General features: G+C 67.7%; 11 protein-coding genes and 1 tRNA gene. 9 read left to right on the top strand and 3 right to left on the bottom strand.

All coding sequences use genetic code 11. The annotated features are described in order from the left end of the window. The first annotated feature begins 96 nt into the window (after positions 1-96). The 4 genes from HV786_RS16920 (at position 97) to HV786_RS16905 (ending at position 3246) form a co-directional block, all read left to right on the top strand. Positions 97-1023 carry a LysR substrate-binding domain-containing protein gene (locus HV786_RS16920; protein ID WP_175211310.1) on the top strand — a complete coding sequence of 309 codons (927 nt, stop codon included), beginning with the start codon at positions 97-99 and terminating at the stop codon, positions 1021-1023. Between the two features lie 9 nt (positions 1024-1032). After that, positions 1033-2016, top strand: a complete 984-nt coding sequence (gene xerD, locus HV786_RS16915; RefSeq protein ID WP_128827343.1) for a site-specific tyrosine recombinase XerD — start codon at positions 1033-1035, stop codon at positions 2014-2016. A 36-nt stretch (positions 2017-2052) separates the two neighbouring features. Next, positions 2053-2541, top strand: a complete 489-nt coding sequence (ybaK, locus tag HV786_RS16910; protein WP_056326773.1) for a Cys-tRNA(Pro) deacylase — start codon at positions 2053-2055, stop codon at positions 2539-2541. A 126-nt stretch (positions 2542-2667) separates the two neighbouring features. Further along, positions 2668-3246, top strand: a complete 579-nt coding sequence (locus HV786_RS16905; protein WP_128827344.1) for a DJ-1/PfpI family protein — start codon at positions 2668-2670, stop codon at positions 3244-3246. A 98-nt stretch (positions 3247-3344) separates the two neighbouring features. Here HV786_RS16905 and adhP read toward each other — a convergent pair whose 3' ends face one another. Then, positions 3345-4370, bottom strand: a complete 1026-nt coding sequence (gene adhP / locus HV786_RS16900; protein ID WP_128827345.1) for an alcohol dehydrogenase AdhP — start codon at positions 4368-4370, stop codon at positions 3345-3347. Positions 4371-4566: 196 nt separating this feature from the next. On the opposite strand from adhP, the gene HV786_RS16895 reads away from it, so the two are divergent. Continuing rightward, positions 4567-4953, top strand: a complete 387-nt coding sequence (locus HV786_RS16895) for a ribbon-helix-helix domain-containing protein (protein ID WP_128827346.1) — start codon at positions 4567-4569, stop codon at positions 4951-4953. Between the two features lie 78 nt (positions 4954-5031). Here the strand turns inward: HV786_RS16895 and pbpG are convergent, their stop codons facing one another. Then, positions 5032-6225: a D-alanyl-D-alanine endopeptidase gene (gene pbpG, locus HV786_RS16890; protein WP_226846670.1), complete on the bottom strand. Its 1194-nt coding sequence runs from the start codon at positions 6223-6225 to the stop codon at positions 5032-5034. A 308-nt stretch (positions 6226-6533) separates the two neighbouring features. Next, a tRNA-Arg gene (locus HV786_RS16885) sits at positions 6534-6608 on the bottom strand. Between the two features lie 351 nt (positions 6609-6959). On the opposite strand from HV786_RS16885, the gene HV786_RS16880 reads away from it, so the two are divergent. The 4 genes from HV786_RS16880 (at position 6960) to HV786_RS16865 (ending at position 14598) form a co-directional block, all read left to right on the top strand. Next, positions 6960-8165, top strand: a complete 1206-nt coding sequence (locus HV786_RS16880) for an MFS transporter (protein WP_056326784.1) — start codon at positions 6960-6962, stop codon at positions 8163-8165. 23 nt (positions 8166-8188) lie between these two features. Beyond that, positions 8189-8347, top strand: a complete 159-nt coding sequence (locus HV786_RS16875; protein ID WP_175211309.1) for a hypothetical protein — start codon at positions 8189-8191, stop codon at positions 8345-8347. A 129-nt stretch (positions 8348-8476) separates the two neighbouring features. Further along, positions 8477-11140, top strand: a complete 2664-nt coding sequence (locus tag HV786_RS16870; protein ID WP_175211307.1) for a PD-(D/E)XK nuclease family protein — start codon at positions 8477-8479, stop codon at positions 11138-11140. A 2-nt stretch (positions 11141-11142) separates the two neighbouring features. Further along, positions 11143-14598 carry a UvrD-helicase domain-containing protein gene (locus HV786_RS16865; protein ID WP_175211305.1) on the top strand — a complete coding sequence of 1152 codons (3456 nt, stop codon included), beginning with the start codon at positions 11143-11145 and terminating at the stop codon, positions 14596-14598. The last annotated feature ends 241 nt before the right edge of the window (positions 14599-14839 follow it).

Below are 14839 nucleotides of genomic sequence, written 5' to 3'. Positions count from 1 at the left end.
TTGCACATTCTGTTGATCCCCCGGCACGTCCCGCCTGGTGCGCCGCAACATGGGCGCGTCGCCGCGACGGGCCGCATTTCAGGCGGCATTCCCTCCATGAGAAACGGCATTCCCAATCTGAGCGCCCTGCAGGCATTCGAGGCCTCGGCCCGGCTGGGCAGTTTTTCGCGCGCCGCCGAGGAGCTGTCGCTGACCCACAGCGCGGTCTACCGGCAGGTGGCCAGCCTGGAGGCGCGGCTGGGCGTGCAGCTTTTCACCCGGGTGCGCCGCCGCATCGTACTGACCGACCACGGCGCCGAATATGCCGGCCGCATCCGTCACCATCTGGACCAGATCGAAAAAGACACTTTCGGGCTTGTCAGCCGGACCGGCATGGGGCGCAGCATCCACATTGCCGTCGTGCCCACCCTGGCCACCACCTGGCTGATTCCGCGACTCGCGGATTTCCAGCGCGAGCACGGCGACATCACCGTCAGCCTGTCCGTGCGCACGCTGCCGTTCCAGTTCAAGGACCAGCCGTTCGACGGCGCGCTGTATCACGGGGACGGGCTCTGGCCGGGCACGCAGGGCGGGCTGCTGTTTCCCGAGCGCGAACTGGTGCCGGTTTGCGCGCCCGAACTGGCCGCACGCGTGGCGCAAGCGGGGGGCGCCGCGCTGACCGGCATGACGCACCTGCACCTGGCCTCGCGGCCGGACGCCTGGCGCCAGTGGTACGCAGCCAATGGCCATCTGTACGGGCCGCAGGCGGCCGGCGGCCCCCGGTACGAGCTTTTCACCATGGTGATGGCGGCAGTGCAGGCCGGACTGGGCGTCGGGCTGATGCCGCGCTTTCTGGCGCAACCGGCGCTGGACCAGGGCGCGCTCGTCATGCCCGTGCCGCAGTCGCTGGCGGTCAGCCAGGGGTATTACTTCGGCTATCCGCAACGCAGCGAGCGGTCCGAGGCGCTGAAGGTGTTCGAGGCCTGGCTCAAGTCCGCCGCCGCCGGCGTGGGCGAGCGCCTGCCCAACCGCGCCGCGCCGTAGAATCCCGCCATGTCCACCGTCCGCCAGCCGCTGGCCTCCCAGGCCGATATCGACGCCTTCATCGACGCCGTCTGGCTCGAGGATGGCCTTTCCGCTAATACCCTGGCCGCCTACCGCCGCGACCTGACCGGTTTTGCCCGCTGGCTCGAAGACCCCGAGGCCTATGCCCGGGAGCTGGCCGGCCGGCACGGTGAACCCGAGCGTGCGCAGACCATGCCCGTCGGGCCGGCCAAGCCGATCCGCGACGCGCAGAAGGCGGATATCGAGGCCTGGTTCGCGTTTCGCCACGAAGAAACCCGCGCCACCACCGCCAACCGCCGGCTGGCGGCGCTGCGCCGCTTCTACGCCTGGGCGCTGCGCGAACACCGTGCCGAACGCGATCCGTGCCTGACGCTGGTCGCCGCCAAGCAACCGCCGCGCATGCCCAAGACGCTGTCCGAGCAGCAGGTGGACTCCCTGCTGCGGGCGCCCGACCTCAGCCAGCCGCGCGGCCTGCGCGACCGCGCCATGCTCGAGACCTTGTATGCCACCGGCCTGCGCGTGTCCGAGCTGGTGGGCGTGCGTTCGCTGGACGTCAGCCTGAACGAAGGCGTGGTGCGGGTGGTGCTGGGCAAGGGCGGCAAGGATCGCCTGGTGCCGCTGGGCGCCGAAGCCGCGCACTGGATTGCGCAGTATCTGAATACTGCGCGCCCGGAATTGGCGGCAGGCCGCGTCAGCGATGCGCTTTTTATCACCAGCCGCGCCGAGGCGATGTCGCGGCAGGCGTTCTGGCAACTGGTCAAGAAATACGCCGTGATCGCTGGCGTGCATGCGCCCCTGTCGCCCCACGTGCTGCGCCACGCTTTTGCCACGCACCTTCTGAATCACGGCGCGGACCTGCGCGTGGTGCAGATGCTGCTGGGCCACGCAGACATCTCCACCACGCAGATCTACACCCACGTGGCGCGCGAACGCCTGAAGGCGTTGCACGCGGCCCATCATCCGCGCGGCTAGCCGCCGCCCACCATTCCCTTTTCAACCGGCACACCCATGAGCAAAGCCCGCCACGTTTCCGAAACGCCCGCCACCCAGTTCCTCAAGCAGCACAAGGTGGCCTACACCGAGCACACCTACGACTACGTCGACCACGGCGGCGCCGGCGAAGCCGCGCGCCAGCTTGGCCTGGACCCGCACGCGGTGGTCAAGACGCTGGTGATGGAGGACGAATCGGCCAAGCCGCTGATCGTGGTCATGCACGGGGACCGCGAAGTCTCCACCAAGAACCTGGCGCGCCAGGCCGGCCTGAAGAAGGTCGAGCCCTGCAAGCCCGAGGTCGCGCAGCGCCACTCCGGCTATCAGGTGGGCGGCACGTCGCCCTTCGGCACCCGCAAGAAGATGCCGGTATGGGTGGAAGCCGAGGTGCTGACGTATCCGGCGGTCTACATCAACGGCGGGCGGCGCGGCTACCTGGTGGGCATCGATCCCAAGGTGCTGGTGGACCTGCTGGGCGCGCGGCCGGTGACGGTGGCGTTGGAGTAGGACGGCGTTCCGCGGTCGTATCCCGCGCCGGTGGTATCCCATTACCACCCGCCCCGCCGGCGCAGCGCGCACAATGGGACGAGAAGACCAGGAACTGGCCCCCACCCTCATCCCAAGGAGACAATCATGAGCAAACGACTGTTGATGCTGGTCGGCGACTACGCCGAAGACTACGAAACCATGGTGCCGTTCCAGACGCTGCTGACCGTGGGGCACACGGTGCACGCGGTCTGCCCGGACAAGAAGGCCGGCGACACGGTGGCTACGTCCATCCATGACTTCGAGGGCGCGCAGACCTACACGGAAAAGCGCGGCCACAACTTCACGCTGAACTACGACTTCGACCGCGTCGAACCCGCGTCCTACGACGGGCTGGTGATCCCCGGCGGACGTGCGCCCGAATACCTGCGCCTGAATGAAAAGGTGCTGGATATCGTGCGTGAATTCGACAAGGCCAACAAGCCCATCGCCGCGGTGTGCCACGGCGCGCAAATCCTGGCCGCGGCCGGCGTGCTGAAGGGCCGCACCTGCTCGGCGTACCCCGCCTGCGCGCCCGAGGTCCGGCTGGCCGGCGGCACCTATGCCGAGATCGCCGTCGACCAGGCCTACACCGACGGCAACCTGGTGTCGGCGCCCGCCTGGCCTGCCCATCCGGCGTGGATGGCGCAGTTTCTGGCGGTGTTGGGCACGAAGATCACGCCCTGACCGCTCGCGCGGGGCGGCGTGAGAGCGGTCACTTCGCCGCGATCATCCACGGCGTGCGGCAAATGCCGCACCCCGTGGCTAGCCTGGGCGCGAAGCAATCAGGCGAAGTCGAGCACGATGCGGCCTTCGATCTGGCCCTTCTTCATGCGGTTGAACACGCTGTTGATGTTGTCCAGGCTTTCGGTGGCGACGGTGGCGTGGACCTTGCCTTCTTCGGCAAACTGCAGCGACTCCTGCAGATCCAGCCGGGAGCCCACGATGGAACCGCGCACCGTCACGCCATTGAGCACCATGTCGAAGATCGACAGCGGGAAGTCCCCCGGCGGCAGGCCGTTCAGCGAAATCGTGCCGCCGCGGCGCACCATCCCCAGCGCCTGCTCGAAGGCCTTGGGCGACACCGCGGTGATCAGCGCGCCATGCGCGCCGCCGATTTCCCGCTTCAGGTAGGCGGCCGGATCGGTGTTCATCGCGTTGACGGTGACTTCCGCGCCCAGCCGGCGCGCGAAGTCGAGCTTGGCGTCATCGATGTCCACGGCCGCCACATTCAGGCCCATCGCCTTGGCGTACTGCACCGCCATGTGACCCAGGCCGCCAATGCCCGAAATGACCACCCAGTTGCCGGGCCGGGTGTCCGTCATCTTCAGGCCCTTATAAACCGTGACGCCGGCGCACAGCACCGGCGCCACATCGACAAAGCCGACGTTCTTGGGCAGCAGGCCCACGTAGTCGGCGGCCGCCAGCGCGTATTCGGCAAAGCCGCCGTTGACGGAGTAACCCGTGTTCTGCTGCTGCTCGCAAAGGGTTTCCCAGCCGCCCAGGCAGTGTTCGCAATGTCCGCAGGCGGAATACAGCCAGGGGATGCCGACCCGGTCGCCTTCCTTGACGTGGGTGACGCCGGCGCCCACGGCCACGACGTGGCCGACGCCCTCGTGGCCGGGAATGAAGGGGGGATTGGGTTTGACGGGCCAGTCGCCTTCCACGGCGTGCAGGTCCGTGTGGCAGACGCCGCAGGCTTCGATCTTCACCAGGAGCTCGCCCGGGCCCGGGCGCGGCACCGCGACTTCCTCGATCACCAGCGGTTTGCCAAATGCGCGTGCAACTGCGGCCTTCATGGTTTTGTCCATCACTACCTCCGAAGTCTGATCAGTTTCACTATGCTCGAACGCTTGCGCGCTCAAATCCATGATGTACATCAATCGGCGCGGGAAGGTCGAGATCGTTACAGGTTCGGCGCCGTATTGCCCCGGGAGAGGGAGTCGTCGTACAGTCGATCGCAGGCGCGCCGGTCCGGCTGCGTGTCGCCGATGCCCAGGAGCTCCCATGTGTGAAATCTTCATCCGCGCCACCGAGCATTCATATGCGTGCGAAACCCGGTCCTTGCGCCTGCACGGCGTGGCGACCAGCCTGCGGCTCGAGCACCTGTTCTGGCAGGTCCTCGAAGAAATCGCCGGCCGAGACGGCCTGCGGGTCACCCAACTGATCGAACGCCTGTACGACGAACTGGTCGAGTACCGCGGCGAGGCCGCCAACTTCACCTCGTTCCTGCGCGTGTGCTGCCTGCGGTATCAGCTGTTGCAGGCCGAGGGCCGGATCCCGCGCGATGCCAGCGTGCCGATCCGATCGCTCAACGCGCAAGCCGTCCTGGAAGGGCTGCCGCCTTCACTCTGCGACGCCCAGCCCGTCCCCGCGAAGCGCCGCGCGGCGTGACCCGCTTTGCCGCACCATGCAAAAGGGCCCGATAAGATCGGGCCCTTCGTTTTGCGGTGTGGAGCGGTCAGACTGGCATCAGCCGCCCGAGGCAATCGACGCCATGGCCACTTCGCTTTGCACGATGCGGCGGATGCGCACGGCATCGCCGATGCGCGAAAGCTTGCCCTGCGAATCCAGCAGCACGATGGCCAGATCGCGGCCGTTGATGCGCGCCAGCATCACCAGGCATTCGCCCGCTTCATTGATGTAACCCGTCTTGGACACCTTGATGTCCCAGTCGGGCTTGCGCACCAGCAGGTTGGTGTTGCGGAAGGTCTGCGTGCGGTTGTTGATCTCGACCTCGTACTCGGTATCGGTGGAGTAGCGATGGATCAGCGGGCGCTGCGACGCAGCGCGCAAGAGGCGCGCCAGGTCGTGCGGCGACGACACGTTGTTGCTGGACAGGCCCGTCGGCTCGATGAACCGGGTGCTGGTCATGCCCAGCGACTGCGCCTTGGCGTTCATAGCGGCCACGAAGGCGCGCAGCCCGCCCGGATAGTGGCGGCCCAGCGCGTTGGCGGCGCGGTTCTCGGAAGACATCAGCGCCAGATGCAGCATGTCGCCGCGCGACAGCTTGGTGCCCACCCGCAGCCGCGAGGTCGTGTGCTTGAGCTCGTCGACGTCCTCGTCGGTGATCTCCAGCATCTCGTCCATCGGCAGGTTGGCGTCCACCACGACGACTGCCGTCATCAGCTTCGAGATGGAAGCGATGGGGCGCACGACGTTTTCGTTCTTGGCGAAGATGACCGTGGAGGTTTCAAGGTCCTGCACGTAAGCGGTGCTGGACCGCAGCGCGGCCGCTTCGGCGCGCGCCGAGGCGGCGGGCGGCGGCATGGCCGCGCTGGCTGCGCCGGCGGCGGCAACGCGCCGGCCGCGTGCGGCCTTGTCCGTCTTGCCACCCTTGCCGGCAGCGCCCGATTTCTTGGGCGGGGTGCCTTTCGCGGCCACCTGCTTGCCGCTCTTGGGCGGCGCCTTCTTGGCCGACGAGGATTTAGGCGGCGCCTTCTTGGCGGACGGCGCCGCCTGCTTGGCGGCGGCGCTCTTGCCGGAGCCCGCCTTGGGCGCCGGCGCTTTTTTGGCTTGTTGCGCCTTGCAGGCCGCCGACTTGGCGTTGGTCTTGCAAGGGTCGGAATTTTTGGCTGCTTGCGCCGCAGGGGGCAGGAGCGCGCACACCGCCAGCGCGGCAGGCGCTATGGCGTTCGCAATTGCACGTTTCCAGGAAAAGGCCATGGTTGGGCAGGCTTGTGGTCTGTGAGCAAATATTTCTTAAGCCGGCGTTTCGTCGGATCAGAAAAAGTCCAGATGAATTATGGGCTTACGCGTCGAATTTAAACAGCAATTTCAAGTAGTGCGCAAGGCGATTTGCGAGTTTTTCAGAAAAAACACCGTGACGGATTGTGGCCGCATCAATTAGTCACAAGTCGGAAGCTGCAAAGCTAACCGCGCGGCGCGCAAGAGCGTAGCCCGGATTAACCCTCATCTGGCTGAATAGGTGGATTTTTTTGAGAAGAATCTGCGCGCGGAGTCGAGGCCAAAGCTGGCCTCGCCGGGTGGAATCGAACCACCAATTGACCCTTAGGAGGGGCCGGTTATATCCATTTAACTACGGCGAGCGAGGAGGGGGGCGCAAGGCAGTGCTGTCGCCATCGACGGAAAAGGGCCGCCAAAACTGAGGGCGCTTCGCACTAAGGCCTTGAAATTGCTGCGGAACTTGCGAGCCGAAGTTTAGCACTGCAGACGCGGGCTTCGAAGCAGGACGCAAGTCTATCAGCAGGTGCGGCAACGCCCAAATCATCGCGCGCCGGGCGCTCGCCCCGGATGGCCCGGCGGGTGAAGCTTGTTGCGGCAACGCGGGTATTAACGGACCCGCATGCCGACTTGTATATGATGTTCGCGTCCCACCGCTGCGTGGGGCCGCCCCGAGGAGGGGGCGCAAACCCAAAAAACAACCAGACACGGGTTTCATGTCTAGCCAAACCGATACGATTTCCGCACGCACCATTGTCTTGGGCACCCTGGTCGTGCTGCTTGCCATGGGGGTGCGCGCCACCTTCGGCCTGTTCATGCAGCCGATGGGCCTGACGCACGGCTGGAGCCGTGAAGTATTTTCGATGGCGTTTGCCCTGCAGAACCTCGTGTGGGGCGTGGCCTGTATCTTCATGGGCATGCTCGCCGACCGTTACGGTTCGGGCCGAACCATTGCGCTGGGCGCCGTGCTGTACATGCTGGGCCTGATCGGCACGCGCTTTGCCACCGACGAGGCCACGCTTTACCTGACCGCGGGCGTGCTGGTCGGACTGGGACAGGCGGGCACCACGTTCCCCGTCATCCTGCCGGTCGTCGCGCGCGCCGTGCCGCCCGCCTACCGCAGCACGGCGATGGGCATCGCCAGCGCGGGCGGTTCGCTCGGCCAGTTTGCCGTGGTGCCGACCGGGCAGTTGCTCATCAGCGGGCTGGACTGGACGGGCGCGCTCTGGGTGCTGTCGCTGTTCGTGGCTTGCGGCGCGCCTTTGGCGTATTTCCTGCGCGGCCGCCCCCAAGCGCACGCCGGTCCGCATCAGTCGCTGGGCACCGCCATCAAGCAGGCCGTGCGCCATCCGTCATTCCACTTCCTGTTCTGGAGCTACTTCGTCTGCGGCTTTCACACCGCGTTCATCACGCTGCACTTGCCGGCCTATGTGACCGACGGCGGGCTGACGGCCGGGCAGGGCGCCACCGCGATCGCGCTCATCGGCCTGTTCAACGTTCTGGGTTCGTTCTACGCCGGTAAGCTTGGCGGCAAATACAGCAAGAAGCGGCTGCTGGCGGTGGTGTACTTCATGCGCGCGTTCGGCATCCTGTTGCTGCTGTCGGTGCCGCTGACGCCGTGGGTGCTCTATGCGTTCGCGGCTTGGATGGGATTGTTCTGGCTGGGCACGGTGCCGCTGACGCAAGGGCTCATTGGCCAGATCTACGGCTTGCGCTATGCGGCCACGCTCTCGGGCATCGTGTTTCTCGGGCATCAGTTGGGCAGCTTCATTGGCGTGTGGCTGGGCGGTTACGCGTATGCCAAGACCGGCAGCTACGATCTGGTCTGGTGGCTGGGCGTTGCGCTGGCCGTCATCGCGGCGCTGCTCTGCCTGCCCGTGCGCGAGCAGCCGGTCGCGCCGGCGCAGCCCGCCACGGCCTGACCGCGACCTGCCGGAGCCCCGCCATGTCGCACGGACCGCATTCCCAAACCCCTCGCCGCAAAGGCTGGCGAGCGGTGGGCGTGCTGGCGCTGGCCGCGGTGCTGGGGCTGGCGTTCTGGGGATACACCACGCCCGAGATGCAGATTCACTGGGAAAACCTGGCCGCACTCTGCGGGTTTTGACAGGGCTCGGCTTACCGCAACCGGCGCGTCGCGGCGGCCGCCTCGCGGTATCCTACGGCGGAGATTTTCTCCGCCTTTTTCATTGCTTTTCGTCGCGCGGCCGCCCGCCGCGCGCGCCCTTGGATGACCATGCAGGACGCAGCGCCTTCCTACTCCGATCTCTCGTTGCCGGACATCGCCAGTCTGCCCGCGGCAGACACGCTCGTGCTCACGGTGAACAACCGCCTGTCGCGCCGCTTCACGCTAGAGCTCGCCGGATTGCTGCGCCAGGAACGCCAGGTCAGCGAGCTGCCGCGCATCCTGCCGCTGTCCGCCTGGCTCGCTGAATCCGCCAACGAACTCGCGTTCGAATCCGACGAAGACGTGCCCGCCTACCGGTTGGACAGTTTTGCCACACAGCTCGTCTGGACCGAAGCCATCCGCCTCGAAGAAGCCGAGCGCGTCCTGCTGGATGCCAGTCAGGCGGCGCGGCTTTCCATGGATGCGGACCTGCTCATGGACGAATGGGCGCTGCAGGTGCCGTCCGGCGCGGACACCGACGAATACCGCGGCTTTGCGCGCTGGCGCGAGCGCTATCGCCACACGCTCGCCGGCATTGATGCCGAAGACGCCAACCAGGGTTACGCGCGCGTGCTGCGCGCCCTCGAAGCCGGACGCCTTGCCACGCCGCGGCAACTGGTGCTTGCCGGGTTCACCGATATCTCGCCCCGCTTTCAGCGCCTGCTGCACGCATTCGAGGCCCAGGGCACGCGCGTGGCGCAATGGCGCGATACCCAGCGGGTGGCGGCAGTGGCGCAGCGCTTCGAGGCCGCGGATCAGGGCGCCGAATGGCGCGCCGCCGCCGACTGGGCGGCCAGCCGTTTGAAGGCCGATCCCGCCGGGCGGTATGCGATCGTGTCGCCGCAACTGGAAGCCGAATCCCCCTTCGCGCGCCGCGTGCTCAGCCAGGCGCTGGCCGGGCGCGACGGCGCGCCAGCGTTTGCGTTCAACGTTGCCGTGGGCCGGCCGCTCGACGAATGGCCCATGGCCCGCGCCGCGTTGGCCTGGCTGCGGGCGCTGGCCGAATGCGCGCAGGGCAAGGGCTGCGGGGTGGGCGTGCTGGGCGCCGCGTTGCTTGCAGGCCATTGCGCCGGCGACGTGCGCGACCGCGCGCGGCTTGCTGCCATCGACGCGCGCTGGCGGCGCCAGGGGCAATTGCATGTCGCCCCGCAAGCATGGCGCAAGTTGCTTGCAGATCTGCCGGCGTTGGCGCAGGCCTGGAACCACGCCACGGAAATCTGGACGCAAGGTGGCCGCCAGGCCACGTGCGACGTCTGGATGCTGCGCATGAAGGCCGCCTTGACGGCCCTGGGCTTTCCCGGCGAAGCCCCGCTCGACAGCGTGGGTTATCAGGTCATGGGCGCGCTGGGCGATGCGCTAGGCAGCTTTTCGGCGCTGGCGCCGGCCGCGGGCCGACTGGGCGGCGTGGCCGCCGTGAACCTGCTGGAAAGCGTGGCGCGGTCCTCCTCGTTCCAGCCGCAGCGTGATCCGCTCGCGCGGCTGGACGTCCTTGGGTTGCTGGAAGCCGAAGGCGGCTACTGGGATGGCGTCTGGCTGCTGGGCCTGACAGACGACGTGTTGCCCGCGTCGCCCAAACCGAACCCGCTGCTGCCGCTTGCCGTGCTGCGCCAGGCCCGGGCGCCGCGTGCCACGCCCGAGCGCGAGCGCGAATGGGCCGAAGGCATGTTTGCCGCGCTGTGCCGCTGCGCGCCCGACATCATCGTCAGTCACGCCCACATGGACGGCGAGCGTGAGCTGCGTCCCTCGCCATTGATCGCGGCGCTCTCTCTTACCGACTGGACGCCCGCGCTCACGGCGGCGCAGGCCGTCTTGCCGCAGGAATCGCTCGACGATTCGCAGGGGCCGCCATTGGCGGCCGGCAATCGCGGCGGCGGCGGCCTGGATGTGCTGGACACGCAGGCGCGCAATCCGCTTTGGGCGTTCGTGCGCCATCGCCTCGGCGGCCGGGAGCTCGCGCCCTATGCCGACGCGGCCACTGTCAATGTGCGCGGCCAGTTTCTGCACAAGGCGCTTGAAGTGGTGTGGGGCATGATGCCCGACCAGGACGCGCTGCACGAGCAGCTTGCGGCTGGCCGCCTGCCGGCGTTGCTGGAGCAGGCCGTGGCGCAGGCCGCCGACGAAGAACTCAAGGAATACGCGCCAGCCTTGCGCGCGCTGGAATGCCAGCGCGCCCAGGCCGTTCTGGCCTCATGGCTGGACCTCGAAGCGCAGCGCCTGCCGTTCGCGGTGGCGCAGGTCGAAAAAAACCATCAATGGCAGCGTGGCGCGTTGAACCTGAAGTTGCGGTTGGACCGCATCGATCGCCTGCCCGACGGCCGTAACGTCATCGTCGACTACAAGACCGGCGTGGCGGCGGCCAAGCCCGAGCCCGACTGGTCCCGCAGCCGTCCCGTGAACGTGCAGTTGCCGTTCTATGCATCGGTGCTGGCCGACGCGGCTGGCGGCGAAGCCGCGGGGCTGGTGCTGGCGCAGATTCACGCGCGGCAGGTCGCCGCGCAAGGATTGGCCGACGAAGACCTGGGCATGCCCGGCGTCACACTCGCCAGCGAAAGCAAATACTTCGACGGCCTGTCCTGGCCCGAGATCCGCCAACGCTGGCGTGTGGCGATCGAATCCCTGGCCGACGAATACGTGGCGGGGTACGCGGCCAACGTCGCCTACCGGCGCGACGATCTGAAATACTGCGATGCCTTGCCGTTCCTGCGCTTGCATCTTGACGACGAGGACGCATGAACATGGCCGAACCCGATCGCCTTCCGCATGACCACGCCGCTCGCGCGGCGGCGCTCGACCCCGCGCGGTCCTTCCTCGTCCAGGCGCCTGCAGGTTCAGGCAAGACCGAACTCCTCACCGACCGCATCCTGGCCTTGCTGGCCACGGTGAACCGGCCTGAAGAAATCGTCGCCATCACCTTCACGCGCAAGGCCGCGTCCGAGATGCACGCCCGCGTGCTGAGCAAGTTGCGGCGCGGGCTGGATGCGCCTCCCGAGGCCGCGCACGAACGCCGCAGCTGGGACCTCGCCCGCGCGGCGCTGGCGCGCAATGCCGAACAGGGCTGGCATCTGCTGGAGCATCCCGCGCGTCTCGCCATTCGCACCATCGACTCGTTCTGCGCGGGGCTGGTGCGCAGCATGCCGTGGCTGTCGGAGCTGGGCGGCATGCCGGACATCACGGACGATGCGCGCTCGCACTACGAGGCCGCTGCGCGCGCCACGCTTGATCTCGCCGATGACTACGAGGCCGTGCGCATCCTGCTGCGTCACCTGGACGTCGACGTCCAGGCCGCCAAGGACGCCATCGCCGACATGCTGGGCCAGCGCGATCAATGGCTGCCGCTGCTGCGCCACGGCTCCGACCGCGAGGCCATGGAGGCCATGTTGGCCGAGGCCATCGGCGAAGACCTCGATGCCTTGTGCGCCGCCATGCCCTACGGCTGGTCCGAATCGCTTTGCGGCCCGGCGCGCCTGGCCGCCGCCCATCTGCAGGACACCGAAGACGACAACAAGCTGGCTGCGTTGCTGGACTGGACCGAAGCACTGCAACCCGACGCCGAACTGCTGGACGCCTGGCGCGCCGTCGCGCACCTGCTGCTGACCGGCACCGGCTCCCTGCGCAAGACCGTCAACAAGAACCTGGGGTTCCCGGCCAAGTGCGCGCACAAGGAACCCTTTGTCGCCTGGCTGGAAGGCGCCGACGCGCAAGCCGCCTGGGTGCGCCGCTTGCACGCCGTGCGCGATATTCCGGCGCCGCATTTCACCGATGCGCAATGGGAAGTGCTGGGCGCGCAGCTCATGACCCTTGCCCTGGCCGTGGCGCAGTTGCGCCTGCGCTTTGCCGAAAGAGGCGAGGTGGACTTCATCGAGATCGCCCAGCGGGCCGCGGCCGCGCTGGGTAGCGCCGATGACCCGGGAGAACTGCTGCTCAAACTCGACGCCTCGATCCGGCATTTGCTCATCGACGAATTCCAGGACACCAGCCAGACGCAGCTCGACCTGCTGCGCACCCTCACGGCAGGCTGGCAGTCTGGCGATGGCCGCAGCCTGTTCCTCGTGGGCGATCCCATGCAGTCGATCTACCGCTTCCGCAAGGCAGAGGTCGGCCTGTTTCTCGAAGTCGCCGACATCGGCGTGGGCGAGGTCAAGCCCGACTTCCTGAACCTCACGGACAACTTCCGTTCGCAGGCAGGCATTGTCGACTGGGTGAACCAGTCGTTCGTCGACCTGCTGCCCCGGCGTAGCGACGCCGCCGCCGGCGCCATCGCGTACAGTCCGTCCACGGCCTTCCACCCGGCGCTGCCCGACCCCGCGGTGCGCTTTCATCCGGCATGGTCGCGCGAGGGCGCGCCGCCCGCCGAAGAACAGGCCGAAGATATCGCCGTGGGACTGGTGCGCCAGGCGCTGATCGATCACAAGGGCGCCAAGCACCCCGTCGCGATTCTCGTGCGCGCCCGCAGTCACCTGGGCAACCTCACGCGCCGGCTCGCGCAGGAAGGCATACGCTCGCGCGCCGTCGACCTGGTGCCGCTGGCGCTGCGGCCGGTGGTGGCCGACCTGGTGCAACTCGTGCGCGCCGTGTCGCATCCGGCCGACCGCCTCGCGTGGCTGTCCGTGCTCCGCGCGCCCTATTGCGGCTTGACGCTCACCTCGTTGCAGCGGCTCTTCGGCGACGACCACATCACGCCGGTGCCCGTGCTGCTGGAACGCGCCTTGCGCATCGCCCCGCAGCCCATTGCAACGGCAGCGCCCGAGGCATCCGGCCCGCAAGGCTCGCTCTTTGACGCGCCCGCCCCAGAACCGCAAGCCCCGTCGGCGCAAGCAATACTCAGCCCCGACGAATTCGCGCGCCTGCGCCAAGTCGCGTCGGTCCTCCTGGACAAACGCAACGCATCGGGCGCAATCCCCTTCGCCGCGTGGGTGGAATCGCTGTGGCGCCGCCTGGGCGGCCCCGGCCTGTACGCCGGCCTGTCGGTCGCCAACGACGCCGAAAGCCTGTTCCAACTGGTCGAACGCCTTGCCCCGCACGGCAACATCGACGTGGCCGCCTTGGACGCCGGCATCTCCCGCCTTTTCGCCGCGCCCGACGCGGCGGATGAAGACGAAGGCGCGGTCGAGATCATGACCATGCACAAGTCCAAGGGCCTGCAGTTCGAAACCGTGATCCTGTACGGCCTGCACCGCGCGCCGCGCGGCGATCAGGCTCCCCTGGTGCGCTTCGAACAAAGCGGCGGCCGCGTCCTCTTCGGCCCGGTCAAGCCACGCGCCGAAACAGAGGCAGACCCGGTCTCGCGCTATCTGGGCGCCCGCGAGGCCCGCCGCGCCTCCTACGAAATAGACCGTCTCCTCTACGTAGCCGCCACCCGCGCCCGCAAACGTCTGCATCTGGTCGGACACGTATCGATCGACGAAGCCTCGGGCCAGGCCAAGACCCCGCCCGCAGCCAGCCTGCTGGGCCGACTGTGGCCGTGCCTGACCCCGCCCATTCCACCTTCGCTGAATGGCGAAACCGTGCAAGAAGAAGCCGACGCCCCCGAATGGCAAGGCGAACCCCTGCGACGCATCGACAACGCCGGCCTCGCGCATCTGCAACGCCAATCCAGCATCACCATGAGCGCCGGCTTTGCCACGGCCACCCGAGGCGCCTGGGGCGAAGCCGCCGAACATCCCGCCTGGCAACTCGGAGCCGGCTACGACGCCGCCATCGGCACCTTGGCCCACGCCTGGCTGGCCCGCATCGGCCAGGACGGCATACAAGCCTGGCCCCCAGAAGCCCTCACGCCCCGCCTGCCCGCCATGCGCCGCCAACTGACCCGAGCTGGCATCCCCGCCAGCCAGGCAGACGCCGCCGCCGAGGCCGTCCTGGAAACGCTGCAAGCCACCCTGGCAGACGAACGCGGCCTCTGGCTCCTATCCCAATCCGGCGCCCGCCGCGAATGGCCCCTCATCGACGCGGCAGGAAAAGTCTCGGTCATCGACCTGGCGCTCAGCACCGAAGACGGCTGGCTGATCGTCGACTACAAAACCGGCCGCCCCCACCCCGGAGAATCCCCCGCCGCCTTCGCAATCCGCATGCGCCAACGCCACGGCGAACAATTGCAGCGCTACTGCACCCAAGTCACCGCCCTGGACGGCCGCAGCGCCCGAGCCGCGTTGTACTTCCCGCGCGCAAAGGCGTGGATAGATCTGTTGGAGTAAAGCGCAAACAGGGCAAGTACACCGGCGAGCGAAGCAACGCCCCGCGCCAAGCAGTGCCACGCAGGGAGCAAGGCAAAGCGAAGCGAGCCAAAAGGGCGAGCGAAGCAACGCCCCCGCGCCAAGCAGTGCCACGTAGGGCGCAAGGCAAAGCGAAGCGAGCCAAAAGGGCGAGCGAAGCAACGCCCCCGCGCCAAGCAGTGCCACGTAGGGCGCAAGGCAAAGCGAAGCGAGCCAAAAGGGC

This window comes from Achromobacter mucicolens, from assembly GCF_902859725.1.
In the GTDB taxonomy this organism is placed as follows: domain Bacteria; phylum Pseudomonadota; class Gammaproteobacteria; order Burkholderiales; family Burkholderiaceae_B; genus Achromobacter; species Achromobacter mucicolens.
This window is presented reverse-complemented; position numbering and strand designations above follow the sequence as displayed.